This window comes from Spirochaetota bacterium, from assembly GCA_035477215.1.
Classification (GTDB): domain Bacteria; phylum Spirochaetota; class UBA4802; order UBA4802; family UBA5368; genus MVZN01.
On the sequence record DATIKU010000002.1, the window covers coordinates 22435 to 45576 of the forward strand.

The following is a 23142-nucleotide window of genomic DNA, read 5'->3' on the forward strand; positions in this document are numbered from 1 at the left end:
TACCCGGGCTCTTCTACCACTCGTCGCTCTGGCGGTCCGTATATTTTTCGCGCACCAGCGCGATAATATCGTCCATATAGAAGTAGTTCCAGATGGGAAGGCGCCCGGTGTTTCCCGGCTTGTAAAGGAACTTCATGATCTCGAGCTGACGCTTCTGGGTGAGGAACTTGTCTTCCTGGGACACCTGGTCGGACAGTGTGACGGTCATTTTTCTCCATCCGAGGAAGTTCAACTTGCCGATCGGGATCCGGTGGACCTTGGCGTCGGCGTCTTTAAGGAACATTGAAAGCTCTCCCGAGAAGTTCTTGCCGTATACCCATATCGAAATGGATTTGCAGAACTTGTCTATGATCAGGGTTTTGGGGGGATTTATTGTAAGGTTGTCGCCCTGCTTTCCATATATCTTCGCACCGAGATATTTTTTCGAGTTGCTGATCGGCGCGGGGAACTGGTCCCGGATCGAGATGCTCGCCTGCTGTTCGCCGGACTTCGTGAAGCTTATGTCCTTGTCCGAGTATTGAGTCGTCTCGAAGTCCTCGACGGTTAATTCGGAATAAAGCTGGTCGCCGGTGACCACTTTGTCGGTTGCGGCGGGTTTTTCGGCGGGCTTTTCCTGCGAGTAAACGGGCAAAAGCGCCATGAGAAGAATAAGCGAGAAAAGTACACTTCGTTTCATGTAACGCATCCCTCCAGTAAATTAATTAAGGTCGCCGCATAATCCGCGAACACGGGCCGTTCGTCCGCCCACGGTGGGGAAATCCCGCGCTCTGCGGTCGCGCGATAATCCGGTTCTAACGGTTCCGCATTGAGACCTGCTGCAATCTCCCCCCACACCGTCCATTCGCCCGCCGTCCGGCGGGAAAAATCCTTGAATATTCCGGTTGGGCAACAGCCTAAGTATGGAAACAATTCATGATAGATCAATATATTTGAAGTATATTCCCGGCGCCGGCGTATGTCAATCAATAATCGGGGACGGCGGCGGTATTGGAGTTAACCGATTATTTATTTATGGAATGTATCTAAATGGTTGCATTTGATGTCTCAATTTTAAATACTTTGCATCACCGGCCGCAACCGTCCGGCTAATGGGAATGAGCGGAAGAAAAAACGGGTTAACACGGTTTATAATCGCCGCGCTTGTGCTGTTCGCGGCGCCGGGCGCCGCGCGCGCGGCCGTCGATTCGGGCTATGAATGGTTCTGGGTCTTCTACGAGAAGGACGCGGCACGCCCGTACTCCAGCATCGTGTACCGGCCTTTTTATATGCGAAACGCATACTCCGGCGGCAAAACGTTCCGGGCCTCGCTTATGCCGGTCGTATACTGGGAATACGCTACGGCCCGAAAGACCGAATGGAAATCCCTGCTGGGCTTCGTCCACTCGGTCGATTACAGGCACCCCGACGGCCGACCGGACTACGATCTCGGCGTCTTCCCGCTGCTGTATTACGGCGACTCGCCCGACAGACGCGACCGTTATTTTCTGATGATGCCGATCGGCGGCACCGTAAAAGGAAAGCTCGGACAGGACAGGATCTCCCCGTGGATATTCCCAGGCTTTCTCCTGTTCTTTCTGTATCCGCCGGCAACCGCCTGGCAGGCGCTGTTATGCCTGGCCGCATCGTTCGTGCCGGTATATGTCGATTACCAGTCGCGTGATTACAGCGCGTTCGGAATACTGTGGCCGCTCGTGCAGAGAGGGAAAAGCCCCGACCGGGACGACTTCAGAATACTTCCGTTATACGCGCATAATTACAAGCGCAACGCGTACGACAATTACTCGGTTTTGCTGATCGGCAATTACCAGAACGTCTATATGAAGGATGACAACCAGAAGACCCTTTTCGTATTTCCCTTTTACGGCAGACGGTGGAACACATCGGACAAGGCGGGCGCATCGACGCTTTTCTGGCCGTTCTTCTCCTGGGGATACAATATGAAATCGGGCGATTACGCGCTCAACTTTCCCTGGCCCCTGGTAATGATACAGGACTGCGCGGACCCGTACATCTACAAACGCATTTATTTTCCCTTCTATGGCAGGTACGTTTTTCGAAACAGTGAGATGTCGTTCGCAACGCCGCTCCATTTCCGGCTGACGAAAAAAAACGAATCCATGCGGAGCGATTATACCGTCAACGCGCTTATTGTATGGTACTTCAAGCGGGACTATCATCACGGGCCCGATCCCTATTACGGTAATTCGTGGCGCTATTTCAAGATCTGGCCGCTGTTTCAGTACGAGCGCGACGACCGCGGGAACATGTCGTTCTCGGCGCTCTCGCTGCTTCCGTTCCGCGATCCGGACGGCTATGAACTGTTATACCAGCCGTTCTGGACGCTGTTTGAATACCGGCGGTTCGAATCGGGCGAGAAGCGTTTCGGTGTTCTGCTTCGCACCTATTACCAGGCGTGGAGCGCGGACTTCCTTGACATACGGGTCCCGATTCTTTTCAGCTTCCGCAGCTCAAAAGATGAATTGACGAAATGGTCTTTTCTGTGTTCCATGTTCGCCTATACGCGGAGCGGAAGCCGGAAAAAAATCAACGTGTTGTGGATACCCATTACGATCGAGAAAGGGGACCCGGCCGAAGAACGGCACGCGGGACGTGATGAGATCGAGGACGTCGACCGGAGCGGTCCGGTTTTTCCGCCGCCGGCCTCCCCGAGCGCCCGGTGGGCGCTCGGGGAGGCCTGGCGAACGGACTGTGTGCGGTATTCAAAGGCGGTATTTTAAAATGGAACGGAAACGGGCGGGATGAACGGCGGGATAAACAACACGGCTCGCGCTCTGATCGGTCTCCTCGATCTGATCGGCTCGCGGGTGATGGAATTCCTCGACCAGGCGGGCTTCACCATCCTGCTGCTCGCCCGCGCGTTCTATTATCTGAAAGAGGCGCCGCCGAAGGCGCGGGAGATCGTCACCCAGATGTACTTTGCCGGCGTGAAGACCCTGCTGGTATGCTCGCTGGTCGGCGTCTTCACGGGAATGATCCTCGCGCTACAGACGGGGATAGAGCTGCAGAACTTCGGGATGCAGTACCAGATAGGCCATCTCATTGTCGCGTCGATGACCAGGGAGATGGGCCCCTTTATGGCCGCGATCATCATTACGGCGTCGGTCGGCTCGGCCATGGCGGCCGAGATCGGCACAATGAAGGTCTACGACGAAATCGACGCGCTCGAGATGATGTCGATAAGCCCGGTGAAGTTTCTCGTTATGCCCAGGGTCGTTGCGCTCGCCACCATGATGCCGGTGGTTTCCATCTACATCATCGTCCTCGCCTGCCTGGGCGGCGCCGTGGTCGCGAATTCGATACTCAATGTATCGTTTAACGTGTATATGAAGCACCTTTACAAGGGGATACACTTCAAGCCTATATACGTGGGGCTGCTCAAGGCGTTCGTGTTCGGCCTCATCATCTCGGGGGTGAGCTGCGCTTACGGCCTGCGGGCGACGAGCGGAGAGCTCGGGGTGGGGCACGCAACACGCTCGTCGGTGGTGGCGTCCTTCCTCCTGGTGCTCATCATCGGCTATTTCATCACCGCGCTTTTTTACGGATGACCATGATAGAGTTCGTAAACGTGCATAAATCGTTCGGTCCGAAGCGGGTGCTCGGTGGTTTCAACCTTACAATAGAAAAAGGGGAGACCTTCGTCATCATCGGCCAGTCGGGCATAGGGAAGACCGTGGCGCTCCGGCACGTCGCGGGGCTGCTCCAGCCGGATACGGGAGCGGTACGCGTGGATGGCGTACAGGTGAACGGTGCGTCGCCGGGGACCATGCGGAAACTGCGCGAGCGCATGGGGGTGCTCTTCCAGTCCGGCGCGCTCATCAACTGGATGACGGTGGCCGAAAACGTGGCGCTCCCCCTCTCGGAACACAGGCGGTTCCCGAAAAAGGAGATCGACCGCCTGGTCGACGAAAAGCTCGAGCTTTTGGAGCTTGGCGACGCGAAGCGGAAGACCCCGTCGGAGATCAGCGGCGGCATGAAAAAGCGAGTGGCACTTGCGCGGGTGCTCATGAGCAATCCGGACATTATCCTTTACGACGAGCCCACCACGGGTCTCGATCCGGTGATGTCCATGGTGATCAGCGATCTCATCCGGCAGATGCAGCGTGATTTCGGGGTAACGTCGCTCGTGGTGACGCACGACATGAAAAGCGCCTTCTATGTCGGGGACAGGATCGGGATGCTCTACGGCGGAGAGCTGGTGCAGGTCGGCTCGCCCTGGGAGATCAAGGGCACGGAAAATGCCGTGGTCAGGCAGTTCATCAACGGCGAGATGGAAGGACCCATCCGCGCGCAGTGAGCCCGCGGCATGGCCACGGGGGCGTGATGGCGGACCGGTCTGGAAGCGGACGGCAGGGCCATATATTGGAGGTATGCAAAATGCGGATTAAAAACGAAGTCGCGGTGGGTTCGCTCTTCATGGTCGCCATGATCGTGCTCGGCTATTTCACCATAATGGTCAAGGACGAGATATTCGAGCCCAAGGACCACTACGTGTTGCACGCGATCTTCTCCAACGTCGAGGGGCTTGAGGTCAAGGACGACGTGAAGGTGAGCGGCGTGCGCGCCGGCGTGGTCGACCGGATTGTTCTCGAAGAGGAATACATCTCGGTGTACATGAAGATGTACAGCCGTTTCGCGATGTTCGAGAATTATCGTATCAAGATTGCCGCCGAATCGGCGCTGGGCGGCAAGTTCATCGCCATATACCCCGGCGAGCGGGAGAGGGTGGGCCGCAAATTCAGCGAGATCGATTACCGCACCAACATGAAGGGCATTTCCGGTGACGATCCGATCGCCCTGTTCTCGGACCTTGTAAACGAGAACCGCGAAAACATCTACGAAACGATCCGTAATATCCAGCAGATAACCTCAAAGATGAACTCCGGCCAGGGGACGCTGGGTCAGCTCATCAACGACAAGCGGGTGCATGAAAACGCCAATGACCTTATCCGCGAGCTCAGAGACACCATGGAGGACGCGCGCGAACAGGCGCCGATTACCAGCTTTATCCGCGCGGCGCTGACCGCCTTCTAGCGGGCGGGCTTTTTTTGCTATTGACTTTTTGTCCCGCTTTTGTAGGCTTTGCCGAGGCGCCGGAAAGGGTGTCGGCGCACGCGTTAAGCCCGCGTTTAGTAAATTTGGTTTTTCTGGATACTCTGTCATGAAACTTCGGAGAACGCTGCTTGCGGCTTCCCTCTTGATCGTATTCCTCGTACCGCCGGCGCCCCGCGCCGGGGCGTATAAGTTCGAATTCACCACCGTGAGCGATGTCGTTAAAAGGATACGCCAACGCTTCGGGGAGGTCGAATCGTACCAGGCTTCATTCCGGATAGTTTCCGAGAGGACCGGCAAGAAGAGCCAGCAAAGCGGTACGGTGCGTTATAAATCGCCCGACAGGATGCTCGTCGAGTTCGACCAGCCGCCGGGACAGAAGATAATCACTACCGGCTCCACTATGTGGGTCTATATTCCCTCTATGAACGTGGTCGCGGAACAGGATCTCAAGTCGCAATCCGACTCGATTTTCGGGGCAGGCAGCAGGAGCGGCCTACAGCGGCTTTTCACCAGGTATCATTACAAGTTCGCCTCGCGCGAACAGCCCGAGACACAGAAGGATGGTTCGAAGAAATATACGCTCTTTCTGCAGATGAAAGAAAGCAGGAGCGGTTTCAGGACACTCCGTTTGTGGGTGTCCGAAGATTACATGATCACCCGCGCGGAGGGCGAGACGTCCGCCGGTAAAAAGGTCGAGATCGATTTTTCGAACATACGGACGGACATCGACCTGCCCAACGGCATTTTCAAATTCGAACCGCCGTCAAGAGTCAGAGTCATCAAGAATCCAATGATATCCGAGGAGTGAGGAAGTGGATACGATAGGCGAAAAGCTGAGGAGCACGCGCGAGGCCAAAAAACTCAGCCTCAAGGACGTGGCGAAGGACACCAATATTTCGGTTACATATATCGCGGCGCTGGAAAACGAGGAATTCGACCGTTTGCCCGGAGAGACGTACGTTACGGGTTTCATGAGGAGCTACGCCGATTACCTGAAGCTCGACGCGGACGAAATAATACAGCACTACAAGGCATTCAAGATCGGTGAGAGCGCAACGCCGCTCGAAGAGCTCACGCGATCCACGCGCACGCCGGTGTTCATAAACCTGGTGGCGCTGTACCGGCAGTACCGGAACGTGGTGCTGATCGCCGGGGGCGCGCTGGGGGTCGTCCTCATTATGTGGATGTTCGTTTCCCTTTTCTCATCCAGCATCGACGTAGGCGGGGGCGATTCCATATCCAGCATCCAGGACGAATACAACCGTTCGAAGCAGAATATCGGCATTGAAAACATACGCAATCTGCAACTCGCCAACGACAGCGGTTTCACGCTGCTGTATGGGAGCGAGGCTGTCCAGTTTATGGTGGACAACAAGGAGGTACTCCTCCTGCTCAAGGAAATCAAGAAGGACTCGGTCGTGGTGGAGCTGTTGCCGGGTGAGCGCGGCGAGACGCTCGAAATGGACAAGCCGGTCGCAGTGAAGCTTCCGGAATTCGCCCGTGAGGTGATGTTCACGCTCAAGGGCCTTACCGAGAACAGGGCGAAGATCCAGATCGTGCTGGGGCAGAAGCCGGAGGCCGAGGCGAAAGACGTCGCCGTGGAGAGGGGCGTGGATATAAACGCGGACAATACGCGGGTGGTGGCACAGAACGAGAAGAACCTTAAAATCGTCTTCGAGGCCGAATTCATCCAGAAGAGCTATTTCGAACTGTACCTGGACGGAGCCGAGAAACGCCGCGGGTTCATAGCCGCCGGCACCCGCGAGCGCTGGGAGGCGACGGAATTCATCCAGGTCAAGATCGGCAACGCCGGGGGGCTCAAGGCGCGCATAAACGGTAAAGACTATAACTTCGGACTGCCCGGCCAGGTGGCCAACAAGGTCATCACCTGGAAAAAAGACATAAACAATCCCAACGTTTATCAGATCGTGATCAAAGACTGGTAAGTGTTCCAAGCGCCGGATATAAGTTTTTACATCATCTCCCTGGGGTGCGCGAAGAACCTCGTCGATTCCGAGCGGGTCAACGGTGAGATGCGCGCCATCGGCTTTCAGACGGCGCCCTCGCCGGAGGAAGCAAACATTCTGATCGTCAACACCTGCGGTTTCATCGAGGAGGCGAAGAAGGAATCGATCGAGGTGATCCTCGACGCCGCCGAAATCGGGGATGGTATTCGTTCCGGCTTCGGTCGAAAGCTCGTGGCCGCGGGTTGTCTCTCCCAGCGCTATCGCCATGAGGTGGCGGCCGACATCCGCGAGATAGATTTTATATACGGAATCATAGACGATGGTTTTGTCCCCGCGCTTTGCGACGCGTTCGGGATCGCTCCCGCGGGCGCCGTCGGCGGTCACGTGCGCAAGCTGCCGCTTATAGAGGCTCTTCCGTATCGATACATCAAGATAGCCGAGGGCTGTTCGAACAACTGCAGCTACTGCGCGATTCCGCTCATCCGCGGCCCGATGGTGTCGTTCCCACCAGAACGTATAATGGAGGATGCGGAAGCGGCCGTGAGCGACGGCGCGAAGGAGCTCATCGTCATCGCCCAGGACATCGCCTCGTACCGGCACGGGCGGACCGACCTTGCCGACCTCGTTCGGCGCGTTTCAGAAATTCGAGGTGTCGAGTGGGTCCGGCTTCTCTACTGCCATCCCGACCATATCGATGGGCGCATCATCGATCTGCTCCGCGATAATGAACGGATCGTCAAATACATCGATATACCGTTTCAGCATGCGAGCCGCTCCATTCTTTATTCAATGGGGCGAAAGGGCGACGCGGCGATGCACCTGGCCCTTGTGGAGGAGCTCCGTGCGCGGGTGGCGGGCATTCGAATACGCTCGACCTTCATGGTCGGGTATCCCGGGGAGACCGACGGGGATTTCGGGGAGCTTATGCGGTTTGTTGAGCGGGCTGCGCTCGACCGGGTGGGCGCGTTTGTCTATTCTCCGGAAGAGGGTACGCGGGCGGTGGAGATCGATCAACGGGTGGCGCCGGCGGTCGCCCGCAGGCGCCACGCGCGCCTCATGAAGCTGCAGCAGGGGATTTCGGCGAAGAGCATGGAGCGCCTCGTCGGCCGGACGGTACGTGTGCTCGTTGAGGAGCGAATCGACGAGCATACCTGGGCCGGCAGGACCGAATACGACGCGCCCGAGGTGGACGGCATTTTTTACTTGACCGGCGGTAATGTTTCGATTAATTCGATTGTGAAAGCCCGGGTCACAGGCAGTACTGAATACGATGCAAGCGGGGTTCTGGTGTGAATATTCGCGGTCTCCTGGAGGTGCCCAATTTACTCTCCCTTTTGAGGATTGTGCTCATCCCCGTCTTTTTGTACTTTATCTTCATCCCGACGATGGAGCACCGCCTGTGGGCGCTGGTCGTTTTTATCTTCGCGTCGATCACCGATTTTCTCGATGGTTGGAGCGCCCGCAAACTGCACCAGGAATCCGATCTCGGCAGGTTCCTCGATCCGCTGGCCGACAAGGCGCTGGTCATCGCGGCGCTTACCGCCTTTCTCATTCTCGATCCCTTTATTCCACTCTGGATGATGGTTATCATAGTCGGGCGCGATGTGCTCATAACGCTCATGCGCTATCTTGCCATTAAAAAGGGCACCACGCTTGTAACCAGCAGTTTCGGCAAAATCAAGACGGCTTTCCAGATGGTCTCAATCATCGTCATTATAATGGTGTTCGTTTTCAGGCGCGCGGGAGTGGGCCGGTACGCCACCGACGAATTTCTCAAGATCGTCCGCGTTTATGAGATCATGACATCCTCCATCCCGGACAAATGGCTCATCATCGGTCCGTATTGTCTCATGCTCATCGTAACGCTCCTCACGGCGTTTTCCGGTATCCGGTATATAATGACCAACTGGCGGCTTTTTCTGCCGCCGTATTCGAAAAGAGACAGTGCCGCATAATGTGGTGGAAGGAACTCCTTTTTACCGGCCTGTATACGGGGTATTTCCCGTGGATGCCCGGAACGGCGGGGAGTTTTTTCGCGATGATGCTCTATTTTACGGGATATTGCCTTTTCGGAGAGGCGGTCGTCTGGATCAACGCCGCCGCCGTGCTCCTTATGCTGTACCCCGGCGTGAAGCTCAGCGAAGCGGGCGAGCGTTTTTTCGTGGAAAAGGATCCGCCGCAGATAGTGCTGGACGAGATGCTGGGGTACGGGATCGCGGTGCTTTTCCACCCATTCAACTGGAAGGTGGCTGTTCTCGCGTTTCTGACCTTCCGCGTTTTCGACATACTCAAGCCATGGCCGACGCGCAGGCTGCAGGCGATGAAAGGCGGGCTTGGCGTCATGATCGATGACTGGGTGGCCGGAGCCTGTACCAGCGCGATCATCGTCGGGCTGAAGCTGCTTCTGCCGGCACTCGGTATCGCGGCGTTATAATCGCTCCGGCCGCGGGGGAGACAGACCGTCTGCGCGCCGGCCAACGGCACCGCCGGATGCCGTATTTTTTCGATTGGGGAGTAAACCTATGAAAAGCGGATTTGTGGTGCGCGGCGCGGCCGTATTGTTTCCGGTTATCCTGCTGTGCTCCTCGGCGGTCGCGGCCGTAGGCGGGAAACCAATCACGTCCAAAAACCCGGTGGCGGTTGAAAGAGCGGACCAGTGCGTCGATTGTCATAAATCGCTGGGGGGCAGGCACGCCGCCATCGTCGATCAATGGTCGGGAAGCGTCCATGCACAGAACGGCCGCCGATGCAATGCCTGCCACAAGGGAAACGACGCGATAAACGATGCCGGTCTCGCCAAAAGCAAGACGGGCGGCTTTATGGGAAAACCGTCAAAAAAGGAAAATCCCGTCTTTTGCGGCCGTTCAGAATGTCACGACACGGCCCTCCAGCATTTCAGGAAAAGCCCGCACTACGACTCAGTCATTAAGAAGGGCGCGCCATCGTGTGTGAGCTGTCACGGCGACCATAACATCCAGCGCTCGTCGATCAACATCATCAGCGACAAGACCTGCTCGGGCTGTCATTCGGTGGAGCATTCGCGCCAGATCATCTCCTCCATCTTCTCGACCGAAAAGGAACTCGAATTCATCGAAACCAACATCCGCTTCCTCGAATCAAAGAGGGCCGACGTGCAAAACGAGCTCTCGCAGATGGAGAAGATCACGAGCCTTTTCCACCAGATGGTCCACGTCTTCTCGCGCGAGGAAATACAGTCCACCAAGAAGATCGTCGATCTTGAAATCGCCTCGTTGAAAAACATCGTGTTGATGAAGGTCGACGTTTCGCGACGGATGGATATCCTTTACATCATCACCGTCGCAGTGTGCTTGATAATCGTCTTCGGTCTCGCCTTTTACGTATTCTGGATGCTGTCGCGCCGGCCCAGGCGGTGAGGCGGCTGTCCGATGCGGGACCACCTGTTCAATACGGACAAGATCGCGTACGTTAAAGGCGCAAGGCCCGACGTCTCCTGCATTCTCTGTGCAATCGCCGCGGGCGATCCCCGGCTCGAGATCCTCGAGGTGCTTCGAACCGGACTCTGCATGGTTTCGATAAACCTCTATCCTTTCAATACGGGACATCTCCTGGTCTTTCCTCTCCGGCATGTAGAGGACTACACGGGACTGAGCGACGGGGAGGCCCTCGAGGTGCACCGACTTACCTCGCTCATGATTTCCGCCGTTAAGGAAGAGTTTTCCCCGGCCGGCTTTAACCTCGGGTGGAACCTTGGATGCGCGAGCGGAGCGAGCATCGCCCATCTGCACCAGCATATCGTCCCCCGCTATGAAAACGAACTCGGGTTCCTCGACGTGCTTGCCGGCACACGGGTTGTGGTCGTGGATCCGCGCGACGCCCTGGGGCGCCTGAAGAAGCGGATCCTCGAAATCGGGGGGCCGGTGTAAAAAAAGCGCACGTCGGAAAAATTTTATTCTTCGGGGCCATATTTTCGTTTATATTATAGGGGACCAATCCAGGGAGGGGGGAGAGCGATGAAACTGCAGCCTGTGGCCGTGTGTCTGGTCGTATTTAGCGCGCTGTCGGCGTGCGGGGACATATCCTGTCCCATGTCGAGCCCCCTGCGCTCCGTCAAGTCCAGTGCGATCGCCGATTTAAAGAAAAAAGCCGCAGAATATGAAGCCCGGCTTGCCAAAGGGGACCGGCCCGACCGCCTCGGTCAGATATATTATGATCTCGGCCTCAAATACGTTGAGGATGGGAACTGGGACCAGGCCATAGCCTCGTTCGGAAAGGCCATGGAGTTCGGGAAAAAGTCGGCGGCACTGCAGTATTACGCGGCCGTATCGTACGCCAACCGGGGCAAGGATCTTGGAAAAGATGAGGATATCCGCAGGGCCGAATACCATTACCGTCAGGCGATTGGCATTAATCCCGATTACCTTGACGCACACTATGGTCTGGCCATTCTGGTATATTACGAAAAGGGCGATACGGCGCTTGGAACCTCGATGATGGAACAGGTGGTCGCCCGCGGCGGTACCTATTACCGGGCTCATTTTGCGCTCGGTAAAATCTATTACGAGCAGGGAAAACCCGAGAAGGCGCTGTCGGTATACGAGGCCCTTTGCTCGGAGCTTGAGCGAAAGTCGGACGATTCCACGCTGATACGGGAATATCGCCAGCAGTGCGGCGATAACGTCCGACAGCTCATGAAGGAGCTCTCCAGAAGTTGAGCGGCACTGAACGCGACATCCTGTGCGCCATTGCCCTTTCGGTCTCTTCGTCCCCCGCGGGAAACGACCTGTGGGAGGCGCCCTCGTTCCCCGATGCGTCATCGGCCTGGGAGGCCCTTGCCGGAGGAGACCGGCTTGTCACGCAGGCGTACATCACCGCACGGTATTCCCCCCGCCCGATACAGGCCGCCGAGCAGATACTGAAGGTGTGCCGCAAAAAGTCGATACGGGTCGACACCTGCTGGGACGCCCGTTATCCGAAGCTTCTGAAAGAGATATCCCGCCCGCCGCTTGTCCTCTACGCGCAGGGAGGGACCGCCGTCGAGAATAGCATCGCGATTGTGGGTACAAGGAAGGCCGATCCCGGAGCCAGGGAGACGGCGCGCCGCATCGCCTCGGAGCTTGCCTCGAGCGGTTTTTCCGTGGTCAGCGGCATGGCGGTCGGCGTGGACAGGGAGGCGCACGAGGGGGCTCTCTCCGGCGGAGGAATGACGGTGGGAGTTCTCGCCAACGGCATCGACATCTTCTATCCCGCCGCCAACAGCGATCTGTACAGGATGATACTCGCGGACGGCCGTTCCACGCTCTTGTCCGAATACCCGCCCGGTATTATGGCGGGCAGGTGGACCTTCGCACGTCGAAACCGTATAATAAGCGGGCTGTCGCTGGGCACCGTCGTCGTGAAGGCGGGAACGAAGAGCGGCGCGCTCATCACCGCCCGCTACGCGCTTGAGCAAAACCGCGAGGTCTTCGCCTGCCCGGGGCCGGCCTTCGACGAAAGCTATTTCGGGTGCAACGGACTGATAAGGGAGGGGGCGCAGATCGTGTCTTCGACCGAGGACATAGTGAGCCAGTTCTCGGCCGCGACCGCCGGAGCAGCGCGAGTCCCGGTCGATTCGGCGCCGGCCCGCGACGAAGACGATTCCATCGGCCCGCTTGAACGCGAGATTCTCGGCCTGCTCGGCGGGGACTCCGCGGACATCGACGCGCTGGTCAGGAGTTCGGGGCAAGACGCGGCATCGGTGAATGAAACACTGGTGCTGCTCGAGCTATCGGGAAAAATCATCAGGGCCGGTACCCGCGTGGAGAGGCTCAAGACAGGGCCCACGACATGAAGATGAAATACGCATTTTTAGTGCTGCTGTGCATCGTGCTTGCGGTATCCGTTTTACAGATGTTTTCCGTCCCCCCATACGCCGGAGACGTCCATGCCCTTTACCGTTCGGGATATTTTATCGAGCTCGAGAAGGGATTCGACGTTATTAAAAGCGCGTTTGTCGAAACGAAGATATACGGCCGTACCGTTTCCGCCTGGATACTTCTGGAAGATGTCGGTGCGCGGCACGGGATCGATATCCGGGTGTACAATGCCTCAGGCCTCAGGGTCAAGGCGCCCGGTGAGGCCGAAAACGGAGGCGACGAACGCGTTGTGCGCGTATTGAACTCGGCGGAGCCGGCCGTGTATTCGGAGATTATCGGGGGCAGGTATTACTCGGCCGTCCCCGTTTTTATGGAAGACCGCTGCCGTTTCTGCCACGATTCGCGCTCGGGCAAAAAACTGGCGGGGGTACTCACCTTCGAAAGGGACTTCGACGCACTCGTCTATTACGGCGCCGAGCGTGTTATCATTTTCGCCGTCATTTCGGCCGCGCTGTGTCTTCTGATTTTTTTAACCCTCCGCTGGGAGCCAGGCAGGAGGCTAAAAGAACTGTTTGACAAATAAATGATAGTCTGTGGTTCTTGCTTTTAATTGCCGCGCGTCCGCAGTGTGCGTGGCGCGTTTTCACACGGGAAAAGGGAGTTGCGCCCGGTCCCGACGGGAGTCAATCCACGGTCACGTACGCAGCCGCTTCATTTACCGACGGCAGTCGGGGGTAAAGAGGTGTATAAAAGGAAATGTATAAGAATAAATGGAGAAAGACGGGAAAACGCTTATCATCGTAGAGTCGCCCTCCAAGGCCAAGACCATTAACAAGTACCTGGGCGGTAAATATATCATCTCGTCGTCCATGGGGCACATCATCGACCTGCCGAAATCGAGGCTGGCGGTGAACGTCGACGATAACTTCACTCCGGAATACATCACCATCCGCGGAAAAGCGAAGATTCTGAACGATCTGAAGAAGAAGGCGGGGCAGGCATCGAGGGTGCTGCTCGCGACCGACCCGGACCGCGAGGGCGAGGCCATCTCGTGGCACCTCGCAAATGCGCTTCGGCCGAAGAACGATAACATACTGCGCATCGAGTTCAACGAGATCACCGAGACGGCGATACTCGAGGCGGTCAGACACCCGCGCGACATAGACATGAGCCTGGTAAACGCGCAGCAGGCCCGGCGCATCCTTGACCGCATAGTCGGCTACAACATCAGCCCGATTCTGTGGCGAAAGGTCAAGAAGGGACTTTCCGCCGGCAGGGTGCAGTCGGTCGCTCTTCGCGTTATATGCGAGCGCGAAAAAGAAATCGAGTCCTTCGCCCCCGAGGAATACTGGTCGCTCGACGCGGTTCTCGAATTGAAGGGAAAGAAGTTCACGGGGTCGTTTTACTCGCTCGAGGGCGAAAAGACAAAACTTAAGACAAAGGCCGATGTGGACGCAGTTCTGGAGCGCCTGGGCGATGGCCCGTTTACGGTAAAGAGCGTACAGCGCAAGGAGCGAAGGCGAAACCCGCTTGCTCCCTACATAACGAGCAAGATGCAACAGGACGCCGCCAACAGACTCGGCTTCACTTCCGGAAAGATCATGATGGTCGCCCAGCAACTGTACGAAGGGATCGATCTGAAGGGCGAGGGGCCGGTGGGGCTCATCACCTACATGAGGACCGACTCCACGCGTGTTTCCGATAGCGCTCTTTCGGCCGTGCGCAGGTATATCGGCGAAAGCTTTGCCGAGGGCTATCTGCCGGAGAAGCCGAACACTTACGCCAATAAAAAAAACGCACAGGATGCGCACGAGGCAATACGGCCGACCGACGTATTCCGTACGCCCGAGTCGCTGAAGGCCGACCTCAGCCGCGACCAGTACCGGCTTTACGGTCTGATCTGGCGGCGTTTCGTCTCCTCGCAGATGACCTCGGAGGTCTCTGAGGTGTCCACCGTCATGCTGGAGCGCGGCGATGTCGCCTTCAGGGCGAGCGGAAGCCGGGTCCTTTTCGACGGTTTCACCGCCGTGGACAGCGAGGACAAAACGAAAAAGATGGACCTGCCGAAACTCGCGGAAGGCGACGAACCCGCTGTAAGGGAATACCTTCCCGAGCAGCATTTTACCACGCCGCCACCCCGCTATAACGACGCCTCGCTCGTGAAGTTCCTGGAGGAATCCGGTATCGGAAGGCCGTCGACATACGCTCCCACCATCAACACGTTGATCGCCCGCTATTACGCGGTGCGCTCGGGGCGTCAGCTCGTTCCGACGGTGCTCGGGAGGCTGGTCAACGAGATCATGATGGCGCATTTCGGTTCGCTGGTATCGATCGATTTTACCGCGAAAATGGAGGAACGGCTCGATCTCGTGGAGGAATCGAGAGCGGACTGGGTCGATATGCTGAGGGAATTTTACAGCTCCTTCAAGATTACGGTCGACGAGGCCGAACATAAGATAGAGGAGATGAAAAACATCCTCGACGAGGAAACTGACGAGGTCTGCGAAAAATGCGGCGGAAAAATGATGAAGAAGCTCGGGAAGTTCGGCTTCTTTCTGGCCTGTTCGGGGTTTCCGGAGTGCCGCAACGCAAAGTCGCTGCCGCTCGGGAAGTGCCCGGTGGATGCCTGCGAGGGCGACGTGGTGAAGCGCCAGGCGAAGAAGGGGAGGCCCTTTTACGCCTGCAGCCGGTATCCGGAATGCACCTTCATGACGCGCGAAGTCCCCTCGAACAAGCCGTGCCCGAAATGCGGAAGCCTGCTCTTCTCCCGCAGGGTCAAAAACCGGGGTCAGATGCTCATCTGCCTCAAGGAATCATGCGGATACCGTCTCGAGCTTCTCGACGAGGAAAACGCCAAACAGCCGGAAAACGGGGAGTGACCGTCCCCGGCCATACGTCAGCCTGCCGGCCGGCCCATACGGAGGTTTGAACCGGCGTGTACGCGGAAATAGACCGTTTCATGGACTACCTTGTCTCCGAAAGGAACGCCTCGCGGATGACCGTTAATTCGTATAACGACGATCTCGTTCAGTTCTCCGCCTTTCTGGCCGGTCTCGGAGAAGACGAGTTCGACTCACCGAAGGGCGGCGCGGATATCCCGGCCGGCGAAATAACGACGGGGCTCATTCGTGCATTCATCGAGTCCTGTTACGACCGCTCGTTGAAGAAGTCGTCCATATCGCGAAAAATCGCCTGCCTGAAGTCGTTTTTTACCTATCTTTATAACGAGCGAATCATAGCGTCCAACCCCGCGGCTGAAGTGTCCTTTCCCCGAAAGGAAAAGCCCCTGCCGCGCTTTCTGTACAACAAGGAGGTGGAGCGCATACTGGATTTCCCGGTGGAATCCTTCCTCGATTTCCGCGACAGGGCCATCCTTGAAACCTTCTACTCCACCGGAGCGCGCGTTTCGGAGCTCGCCGCGGCGGAGCGCGCGGACTTTGACGAGCACGGGCAAAGACTTCGCGTACTCGGAAAGGGCGCGCGGGAGAGGATAGTTTTTCTCACCGGCGACGCGATCAGATGGATCAGAGCGTATCTCGTGGAGCGGGGAAAGAAGTTCGGGTCGATCGACGGCCCCCTTTTCGTCAACGGGCGCGGAGGGGGGCTGAGCGCCCGCGGCATTTTCGGTATCGTCGATAAGCGGTCGCGCGCGGCGGGCTTACTGGCGCGGGTGACCCCGCATACTCTCCGGCACAGTTTCGCGACTGAGCTTCTCAACAACGGGGCGGACATACGAGCCGTTCAGGAAATGCTGGGCCACCAGAGCATCTCCACCACGCAGGTCTACACCCACACAACCAAGTTGCGTCTCAAAAGGATATACAGCCGTTGCCACCCGCATTCGGACGAAAACTACGGCAAATAGCCGCACCGACCGTCCCGGTCCCGCGCGGGATCATTTGGGCTCGATCACCTCGACGAGCGAGAGGTCGGCCTTCTTGAGCACCAGTATCTTTTTATCGTGCCGGTTGATGTACACATATTCGCCGTAAAAACTGATAAAGGTATTCTCGCTCACCTGCTCCTGTGAACGGGCCGTGCGCGCGAGGGAGCCGTCGTACCTGCCGAGATAATATTTTCCGTTCTCGACCGTAACTGCATAGATAAAACCGTCGCGAACCTCGACAAAACTGCGCCAGAAAACATCGTCCTTTCCGCGTCTGGATTCCTTCAGCGTTTCGCGGTCGAGGAGCATCAGCCGATGGCCGGTCTTGTGGTCGCCCTGGTGGACGATTACCGCCACGCCGCCCGAGAATACGTCGTAGCGGCTTCCGCAGATGTTTTCCACCGGGGATTTGAACATCACCCTGCGCGCGGCGGCGTTGATCATGTACATCTCGTTATTATAATGCCCCGCCTCGAGATATTCCCGTATTTTAAGGTAATAGAGCTTCTCGGCGAACACGCTCTTGTCGAGCTCCTTGCTTCGAAGTTCGTCCTCGCGCTTGTCCAGTTCCTTTTCCTTTTCCTCGAGCTTCGCTTTCGCCTTTTCGGGGCTTTCCTTTATGTCTTTTTTCAGCTCATCCTTCTCGATTTCTTTCTTTTCTTCTTTGAGTGATTCCTCTTTCTTCGCTATCTTGCTCTCTTTTTCGGCGACACGCTTCTCTTCTTTTTTGATTTCCCCTTTTTTCTCGGCTACTTTCCTCTCTTCCGTCGCGACGGCCTTCTCCTTTTCGGCCGTCTTTTGCTTTTCCTGTTTTAGCTTTTCCTCGCGTACGGTGATCTCTTCCTCTTTTTTCTTTTTCTCTTCGGCGTCCCTTATGCTTTTCGCTTTTTCCTTTTCGTCTTTGAGCTTCTGTTCCTCCCGGTCCTGTTCCCGTTTTTTGCGCTCCAGATCGGCTTTCTCGTCCTCAATTCGTTTTTTCTCCTTCTCGACCTCGCGTGCTTCTTTGACAAGGTCTGCTTTTTTTTCGGCGGTCTCCTTTTTATCTTTCTCGATTATTTTTTCCTTCAGGTCCACAAGGTCCTTGCGCTGTTCGAGGTTTTCATCCTCCTTGCGAATGGCCGTCCGCACCTTCCTGTCGGAGATGATATCGGGATCGATCGAGTCGATCTCGCCGCGTTTCGCAGTCTCGGAGAGCGGGATGACGATTCGCGTTGCGCCGGGCCATTCGTCGTATCTGGTCGAAAGGCCGGCGTTTCGCGGAGTAAGGTTTCCGGTCACGACCTTTTTATAGGCTTTTCCGAAGTATTCAACATCCCCGCGATAAACGGCGTTGTAATAAGTGGTGAATACGGCGAGCGTGTACGCGTTCTTCCCGGAATACCCGTACATTCTCTCAAAATAGCCGGAAAGGATATGGCGGATGTACCGGATGTGCGTGACCCTGGCATTTTTATTTATTGAAAAGATGTCGGCCGAGAATTTTTCGGGCTCTTCCTTCGAGATGGCCCTGATAAGCGAATATTTCGTGTAATAGTGTACCCGCGCGTTTTCGCCGCGCTTCTGCGCTTCCGCGGCAAGGCCGCTTCCGATCGATTTAACGACGGCGACGCTGTCCTGGTTTTGCCGGGGGCCGGTGTAATTGATAAATTCTATCTTCCCGGCTTTTTTCAACTCGTCGATGTCGACTTCCAGGCCGGCGGCGGGAACGACGGCAAGAAGAATGAGAAGGATAAACGCACAGTGTTTTCGCATGGTACTCTCCGGGCATGGTACGTGATCGGGCGACTGTCGTACAATCAACCCGCCGCGAAGTATAGGATCTTCCCGCGGTATTTCAAGTACTATTGGCAGGGTAACGTGGAATTTGATTATTACCGGCGTCCTGGCGAGCGCTATCCGCGCATCATCGGTCAAGTAGAGCGCGCACCTCGATCTCGTCGTAATGATAGTTTTTCGTGCAGAAGGTGCAGCGCAGTTCAATGCCGTGATCTTTATCGAGCATCTCCTCGATTTCCCCGCCGTCGATCCCCTGAATTATTTCGCCGATCATCTCCCTGTTGCAGCGGCACGCCGCCCGTATCGGATTCGTGCTCAGCAGGCTCAGCGGCTGGTCGTCCATTAAACGGGAGACGACCGATATGATGTCTTCGCCCCGACGGAGCGATTCGCCAAGCGGGTTCTTCATGCCTGCGATGTTGGTCTCGACGCGCTCCAGCGCGGTATCGGCGGTGTCCGGGAATCTCTGGACCAGTATGCCGCCCGAGCCCGCTATGGTCCCGTCGCTTTTGAGCGCAAGGCCGATGATCATTGCCGACGGCACCTGCTCGGATTCGGTGAGATAATAGGCGCAGTCCCGGGCGATCTCGCCTGTATGAAGCGGGATGACGCTGCTGTAGGGCTCCTTGAGTCCCAGGTCTTTCACCACGGTCAGAAAGCCCGCCCCGATGATCGCGGGGATGTCGATGGCGCCGTTTCTGACTACCGGCTCCACCGCGGGGTTTGCGACGTAGCCCCGTATATTGCCCTTCGCGTCCGCCTGCACGTGAATCTCGCGGATGGGGCCGGTTCCGGATATCCTGAGGGTGACGCTCTGCGCGGAACTGGGCTTTAGCGCGGCGCAGAGGAGCGCCGTTGCGTTGATCGCCCGTCCCAGCGCAAGCGTGGCGGCGGGCGAGGTTTTATGCTGCCCCGTAATCGTCCGTGCGAGGTCCGCCGTCAGCGCCGTGTAAATGCGTAAATTGTAGTGCTCGCAGATTATGCGCGCGACGTGATCTCCTTTCATATTCAGAATTCCCTCAGCGACTCGTGAATGCCTTTTAATGTCTCGAACCAGAATTCCAGCGCCGCCTCGTGCTTGTCTTTATTGAAGCGGTCGATCCATTCCAGGAGCTCTTTTGAGTTGTCGTTCTCGACCTCGTGCAGGCGCGTCAGCCAGGTCGATACGAAGTCCACGTTGCGCTCGGATTCCCAGAATATTGAGCTGTTACGGCTGCTGATGCGGCTTGCGGTGATCGAGACGGCGGCCAGATACTCGGCCTTTTTATCGTAGAGCGTTCCAATAATGTCGGGAATCATCTCCTCGGCCCAGTTGCGGTGGAACCGGCAGAAGCCCATATTGTCCATGAGAAGCTCTTTTTTAAAGCGGTCCGCGTTTTCCCTGCCGAGCCTCCGCGGTTCGTAAAAATTGTCCCCGTAATACATGTAGTACTTGCCCATGATCGGCATGGGCGAAAGGACGCCGGCCGTCCAGTACTGGTTCGGCACAATCCATCCCCTGCGCGCGTTCGCGTTGTAGACGAACAGATCGAGTATCTTTTTGCCCCGGTCGCGGGCGAGGTGACGGGCGAAATCGCGCGCGCCCTCCTCGAGGTCCAGGATTCCTTTTTTCTCGATGATTGAGTCCAGAAGCGCCATGCCGAGCTCGGCGTTGTGCATGGAGTCGGTCTCGATGCCGAAGCCCTCGGTCGAGAAAACGGGGAGCGTCGACACTCCGAGCTCTTTCGGGGCGAGCAGGCCCTCGTGCAGGCATTCCATGAGCCATGAGAGCACGCCGCCCACCGAGATGGCGTCGAAGCCCAGGCTGTCGGCACGGCGGTTGAGCATCTCTGCCGCGCGCTGGTCGAAGATGCCGCAGAGCGGACCCATCGTCTGGTAGGGTTCGTAGTCCTTTTTATATTCGCCGTAAATCTTCTTGCATACGGCCGGACAGGGCTCGCCGCAGGTGCGCCAGCTCTTGGGTCGGATGATCTCCTCGTTGAACTGTTTCAGATAGTGGTTGACGATGAATTTCTCGTGGATGTGGCGGCGCTCATCCTCGCGCATGTTGATGCTGCGGTAGTTGAACGCGATTATCCTGCCGCCTATTTTGGCGTAATTAACGCCGAAGGTGCCGCCGGTGTCGAATTTCGGATCGAAGCGGTACTTGGCGGTGACCTCCATGTCCTTCGCCGCGAGGCGTTTCTGGTACCGATCGCTGAACCACTCGTCGGCGACCTTGCGATCGCGGAAGTCCTCGTCGATATACGTGCCGCCGTAGATGACCGCGGCGATGCCATGTTCTTTGAGGAGCTTGGTGCCGAAACCGCCGCGTCCCGCCCAGGTGTCGGCCTGCGTCGGTTTCCCGTTCTTCACCGGAGCCGAGGCTATCGCCCCGAAATCGGTCGAAAGCGAGGCCGCCCCCGTGGCCAGCACCCTGGGCTCGGAGCTGTACCGGTGGCCAAAACGCTCGAGCGCGTAATCCATGAGCGCGTACACGCCCGTTTTGCCGCTCTTCCAAACTGCCCACACGTCGACAGGATGAAGCTCCACCTCCACCGCCTCGCCATGGACGCGGTTGAGGTACAGGACCGAAAAGGAGGAGGCCCGGTTGCGGAGCGAGAGCATGTTGATGCCGAGGTTGTCGAAGACGAGCGACGCCCCTCCCATGGAGGATATGTAGAAGCCTCCCCAGTTCGGCGAGAAGCCGTTGACGATGAGGCGGTTGGAGCCCGGGAAAATGGAGCCGGCGAGAAGGCCTGCGCCGATGTTCAGGCTGTTGTGCCGTTTGGCTATGTTGAGGCCCACGTCGACGGGACCGAAGAATTCGCCGACCTTGAAACGCTCCATCTTATAAAAGCCCGACGAACAGTCGACGTGTAAAACCTTTAGATAGTTTTCCATGATGCCTCCGATTTAATGATAGCTCCGGTACGGTGCAGGGAGTTCAAGCAAAGTGTACTTTTCTTAGAGCGCGGTTTCAATAATAATTTCCGGTCGGTCAGAATCGACCAATATACGCGTGATGTGAACGGGTGCAAAACGGGCTTTAAGATGTTCCATGTTTTCCCCGCGATGGCCGAGGTACTCCTCCTTTTCGCGCAGCGGTATTTGAAGCCGGACCGCGGACGGCGGCGAAGCGGAGCGCTCAAGCACCCCTGCGAGTTCGCGCTCGATGATCCTTCTTTTCAGGCGGGCCTTCACGAGGAAACCGAAGGCCGGATGATAGGGGCCCGCCAGCACGCCTGCCGTTTCGCCCGGGGCCAGGGGATGGAGCCCGGTGCGGATGACCGGTATGTTCTTTTCCGCGAACAGTTCGCGCATATCCGCCGAGCGCTCCAATGCGTCCTCAAGCGAAAGGGGCTCATAGCGCCCCTCGCGGTAGAGGTCGGCCAGGCGCGTATGCTCAAGCACCACGGCCGGATATATCCGCACCGCGTCGGGAGCGCAATCGGCGGCCGTCCGTGCCGAGCGAAGCGATTCCAGCGGGCCATCGCCGGGAAGTCCCGGCATGAGTTGAATCACGAGCGAAAAGCCCGCCTGCCGTATCCGCGCGGCGGCATCGATCGAGTCGGCGGCGGAGTGGCCGCGTCCGGAGGCGGCCAGTACCACATCGGAAAATGATTGCGCGCCGATCTCGATGGTATGAACGCCATATTCGTGGAGAAGTTCAAGCCGGGCCGTGTTTACGCAATCCGGCCGCGTCGAGAGGCGGATGCCGCGGATCAGGCCGTCGCGAATGAAACCGTGCGCGGCGCCCAGAAGCTCTCGCTGCAGGGCCTCATCGATCGCTGTAAAACTGCCCCCGAAAAAGGCCGCCTCGACGCTTTCGATCGATGCGGCTTTTGTTTCAAGGTGCGCGCGTATCTTCTCGCGCACGAACGAAGCGTCGGGAGGCGTGCGCACGGCGCTCGTCTCCCACTGGTTACAGAAGACGCAGCGGTGCGGGCATCCCAGGTGCGGGACGAAGATGGGTATGGTCATGTGGGTCTTGCTCATCTCTTTCCTGATGTATATCCGTCGGGATGCGCCTGGCTGCCCTGGCCGGGAGATTCCTGCAAGTGTATCACCATTGTGCTGCGGACTGTCAATACTCAAATCGTGCAAATAGTGTCAAACTTTCACCCCGCCGGTGATACGATTGTGCGTATAAGCTGACAGGTATCACATGGCTCGCCGGCTATAATAAAGTGGCGGCATACTGGAGTTTTCCACGAAATTGTCTTGACAGGTGGGCTACAGAGGTCAAATTTGGTTGGTCGAAACGGCGTTATTTTGCTATATTTAATCCTGACCGCGTTCCCGCTTCGCGAAGATGGTAAAACATGAAGAATCAGGCTTGCGTGGAGGTATACAGTGCCGACTTATGAATATGAATGTATGGAATGCGTTCACCGGTTCGAGGTATTCCAGTCGATAAAGGCCGATCCGGTAAAACAGTGTGTGAAGTGCGGAGCCGCGGTGAAAAGGCTGATCGGCTCGGGTGTGGGTATTATCTTCAAGGGCCCGGGTTTCTATGTGACTGATTATAAAAAGGGCGCGGCTCCCTGTGCGTCCTCTTCGGAAGGCGCCCCGGCCGCGGGGACATCGTGCGATTCCTGCGCGAAAAGCGAATCCTGCTCCTGAG

At 57.1% G+C, this 23142-nt stretch carries 22 protein-coding genes; 17 read left to right on the top strand and 5 right to left on the bottom strand.

Going from position 1 to position 23142, the window contains the following annotated elements:
• Nucleotides 1-13 precede the first annotated feature (13 nt).
• Entirely contained in the window at nt 14-676 is a 663-nt protein-coding gene (locus tag VLM75_00160; GenBank protein HSV95324.1) for a flagellar filament outer layer protein FlaA, read from the bottom strand.
• A 418-nt stretch (nt 677-1094) separates the two neighbouring features.
• Here VLM75_00160 and VLM75_00165 point away from each other — a divergent pair, with 418 nt between their 5' ends.
• From VLM75_00165 to VLM75_00240, 16 genes are all read left to right on the top strand, one after another.
• Nucleotides 1095-2738 (top strand): hypothetical protein, encoded by a 1644-nt coding sequence (locus VLM75_00165; GenBank protein ID HSV95325.1) that lies wholly within the window; start codon nt 1095-1097, stop codon nt 2736-2738.
• Between the two features lie 90 nt (nt 2739-2828).
• Entirely contained in the window at nt 2829-3566 is a 738-nt protein-coding gene (locus tag VLM75_00170) for an ABC transporter permease (GenBank protein HSV95326.1), read from the top strand.
• Between the two features lie 2 nt (nt 3567-3568).
• Complete coding sequence (locus tag VLM75_00175; protein HSV95327.1) at nt 3569-4315, top strand: ATP-binding cassette domain-containing protein; 747 nt, start codon at nt 3569-3571, stop codon at nt 4313-4315.
• 80 nt (nt 4316-4395) lie between these two features.
• Complete coding sequence (locus VLM75_00180) at nt 4396-5052, top strand: MlaD family protein (GenBank protein ID HSV95328.1); 657 nt, start codon at nt 4396-4398, stop codon at nt 5050-5052.
• Between the two features lie 127 nt (nt 5053-5179).
• Nucleotides 5180-5881, top strand: coding sequence for an outer membrane lipoprotein carrier protein LolA (locus VLM75_00185; protein HSV95329.1), 702 nt, complete (start codon nt 5180-5182; stop codon nt 5879-5881).
• 4 nt (nt 5882-5885) lie between these two features.
• Nucleotides 5886-7019, top strand: a complete 1134-nt coding sequence (locus tag VLM75_00190) for a RodZ domain-containing protein (GenBank protein ID HSV95330.1) — start codon at nt 5886-5888, stop codon at nt 7017-7019.
• Nucleotides 7020-8333, top strand: coding sequence for a 30S ribosomal protein S12 methylthiotransferase RimO (gene rimO / locus VLM75_00195; GenBank protein ID HSV95331.1), 1314 nt, complete (start codon nt 7020-7022; stop codon nt 8331-8333).
• The gene (gene pgsA, locus VLM75_00200; GenBank protein ID HSV95332.1) at nt 8330-8995 is read left to right on the top strand and encodes a CDP-diacylglycerol--glycerol-3-phosphate 3-phosphatidyltransferase; all 666 of its coding nucleotides are present in this window, start codon (nt 8330-8332) and stop codon (nt 8993-8995) included. Before rimO ends, pgsA begins: the two co-directional genes overlap by 4 nt.
• Nucleotides 8995-9474, top strand: a complete 480-nt coding sequence (locus VLM75_00205) for a phosphatidylglycerophosphatase A (protein HSV95333.1) — start codon at nt 8995-8997, stop codon at nt 9472-9474. Before pgsA ends, VLM75_00205 begins: the two co-directional genes overlap by 1 nt.
• 88 nt (nt 9475-9562) lie before the next feature.
• Nucleotides 9563-10435, top strand: coding sequence for a hypothetical protein (locus VLM75_00210; GenBank protein ID HSV95334.1), 873 nt, complete (start codon nt 9563-9565; stop codon nt 10433-10435).
• Between the two features lie 12 nt (nt 10436-10447).
• Nucleotides 10448-10945, top strand: coding sequence for an HIT domain-containing protein (locus VLM75_00215; GenBank protein ID HSV95335.1), 498 nt, complete (start codon nt 10448-10450; stop codon nt 10943-10945).
• 87 nt (nt 10946-11032) lie between these two features.
• On the top strand, nt 11033-11734 hold the full coding sequence (locus VLM75_00220) for a tetratricopeptide repeat protein (protein ID HSV95336.1): 702 nt from the start codon (nt 11033-11035) through the stop codon (nt 11732-11734).
• On the top strand, nt 11731-12849 hold the full coding sequence (gene dprA, locus VLM75_00225) for a DNA-processing protein DprA (GenBank protein ID HSV95337.1): 1119 nt from the start codon (nt 11731-11733) through the stop codon (nt 12847-12849). The genes VLM75_00220 and dprA overlap by 4 nt, the downstream gene beginning before the upstream one ends.
• Nucleotides 12846-13457 (top strand): hypothetical protein, encoded by a 612-nt coding sequence (locus tag VLM75_00230; protein ID HSV95338.1) that lies wholly within the window; start codon nt 12846-12848, stop codon nt 13455-13457. Before dprA ends, VLM75_00230 begins: the two co-directional genes overlap by 4 nt.
• Before the next feature lie 187 nt (nt 13458-13644).
• Nucleotides 13645-15753 carry a type I DNA topoisomerase gene (gene topA / locus VLM75_00235; protein HSV95339.1) on the top strand — a complete coding sequence of 703 codons (2109 nt, stop codon included), beginning with the start codon at nt 13645-13647 and terminating at the stop codon, nt 15751-15753.
• Between the two features lie 56 nt (nt 15754-15809).
• Nucleotides 15810-16739, top strand: coding sequence for a tyrosine-type recombinase/integrase (locus VLM75_00240; protein ID HSV95340.1), 930 nt, complete (start codon nt 15810-15812; stop codon nt 16737-16739).
• A 30-nt stretch (nt 16740-16769) separates the two neighbouring features.
• On the opposite strand, the gene VLM75_00245 is transcribed toward VLM75_00240, so the two are convergent.
• The 4 genes from VLM75_00245 to VLM75_00260 form a co-directional block, all read right to left on the bottom strand.
• A complete protein-coding gene (locus VLM75_00245) occupies nt 16770-18512 on the bottom strand; it encodes a P83/100 family protein (protein ID HSV95341.1) in 1743 nt (580 codons plus the stop codon).
• 151 nt (nt 18513-18663) lie between these two features.
• Nucleotides 18664-19542 carry an Hsp33 family molecular chaperone HslO gene (gene hslO, locus VLM75_00250; protein ID HSV95342.1) on the bottom strand — a complete coding sequence of 293 codons (879 nt, stop codon included), beginning with the start codon at nt 19540-19542 and terminating at the stop codon, nt 18664-18666.
• Between the two features lie 2 nt (nt 19543-19544).
• Nucleotides 19545-21419 carry an aldehyde ferredoxin oxidoreductase C-terminal domain-containing protein gene (locus VLM75_00255; protein HSV95343.1) on the bottom strand — a complete coding sequence of 625 codons (1875 nt, stop codon included), beginning with the start codon at nt 21417-21419 and terminating at the stop codon, nt 19545-19547.
• 63 nt (nt 21420-21482) lie between these two features.
• Nucleotides 21483-22514 carry a radical SAM protein gene (locus tag VLM75_00260; GenBank protein HSV95344.1) on the bottom strand — a complete coding sequence of 344 codons (1032 nt, stop codon included), beginning with the start codon at nt 22512-22514 and terminating at the stop codon, nt 21483-21485.
• A gap of 357 nt (nt 22515-22871) precedes the next feature.
• Here VLM75_00260 and VLM75_00265 point away from each other — a divergent pair, with 357 nt between their 5' ends.
• Entirely contained in the window at nt 22872-23141 is a 270-nt protein-coding gene (locus VLM75_00265) for an FmdB family zinc ribbon protein (GenBank protein ID HSV95345.1), read from the top strand.
• The last annotated feature ends 1 nt before the right edge of the window (nt 23142 follow it).

Coding starts and splice junctions, on each gene's coding strand:
- VLM75_00245 (HSV95341.1), bottom strand. CDS start 18,512: ATGCGAAAACACTGTGCGTTTATCCTTCTCATTCTTCTTGCCGTCGTT.
- VLM75_00175 (HSV95327.1), top strand. CDS start 3,569: ATGATAGAGTTCGTAAACGTGCATAAATCGTTCGGTCCGAAGCGGGTG.
- VLM75_00220 (HSV95336.1), top strand. CDS start 11,033: ATGAAACTGCAGCCTGTGGCCGTGTGTCTGGTCGTATTTAGCGCGCTG.
- VLM75_00260 (HSV95344.1), bottom strand. CDS start 22,514: ATGAGCAAGACCCACATGACCATACCCATCTTCGTCCCGCACCTGGGA.
- VLM75_00185 (HSV95329.1), top strand. CDS start 5,180: ATGAAACTTCGGAGAACGCTGCTTGCGGCTTCCCTCTTGATCGTATTC.
- VLM75_00255 (HSV95343.1), bottom strand. CDS start 21,419: ATGGAAAACTATCTAAAGGTTTTACACGTCGACTGTTCGTCGGGCTTT.
- VLM75_00210 (HSV95334.1), top strand. CDS start 9,563: ATGAAAAGCGGATTTGTGGTGCGCGGCGCGGCCGTATTGTTTCCGGTT.
- hslO (HSV95342.1), bottom strand. CDS start 19,542: ATGAAAGGAGATCACGTCGCGCGCATAATCTGCGAGCACTACAATTTA.
- VLM75_00230 (HSV95338.1), top strand. CDS start 12,846: ATGAAGATGAAATACGCATTTTTAGTGCTGCTGTGCATCGTGCTTGCG.
- VLM75_00205 (HSV95333.1), top strand. CDS start 8,995: ATGTGGTGGAAGGAACTCCTTTTTACCGGCCTGTATACGGGGTATTTC.
- topA (HSV95339.1), top strand. CDS start 13,645: ATGGAGAAAGACGGGAAAACGCTTATCATCGTAGAGTCGCCCTCCAAG.
- VLM75_00165 (HSV95325.1), top strand. CDS start 1,095: ATGAGCGGAAGAAAAAACGGGTTAACACGGTTTATAATCGCCGCGCTT.
- VLM75_00170 (HSV95326.1), top strand. CDS start 2,829: ATGGAATTCCTCGACCAGGCGGGCTTCACCATCCTGCTGCTCGCCCGC.
- VLM75_00180 (HSV95328.1), top strand. CDS start 4,396: ATGCGGATTAAAAACGAAGTCGCGGTGGGTTCGCTCTTCATGGTCGCC.
- VLM75_00215 (HSV95335.1), top strand. CDS start 10,448: ATGCGGGACCACCTGTTCAATACGGACAAGATCGCGTACGTTAAAGGC.
- VLM75_00160 (HSV95324.1), bottom strand. CDS start 676: ATGAAACGAAGTGTACTTTTCTCGCTTATTCTTCTCATGGCGCTTTTG.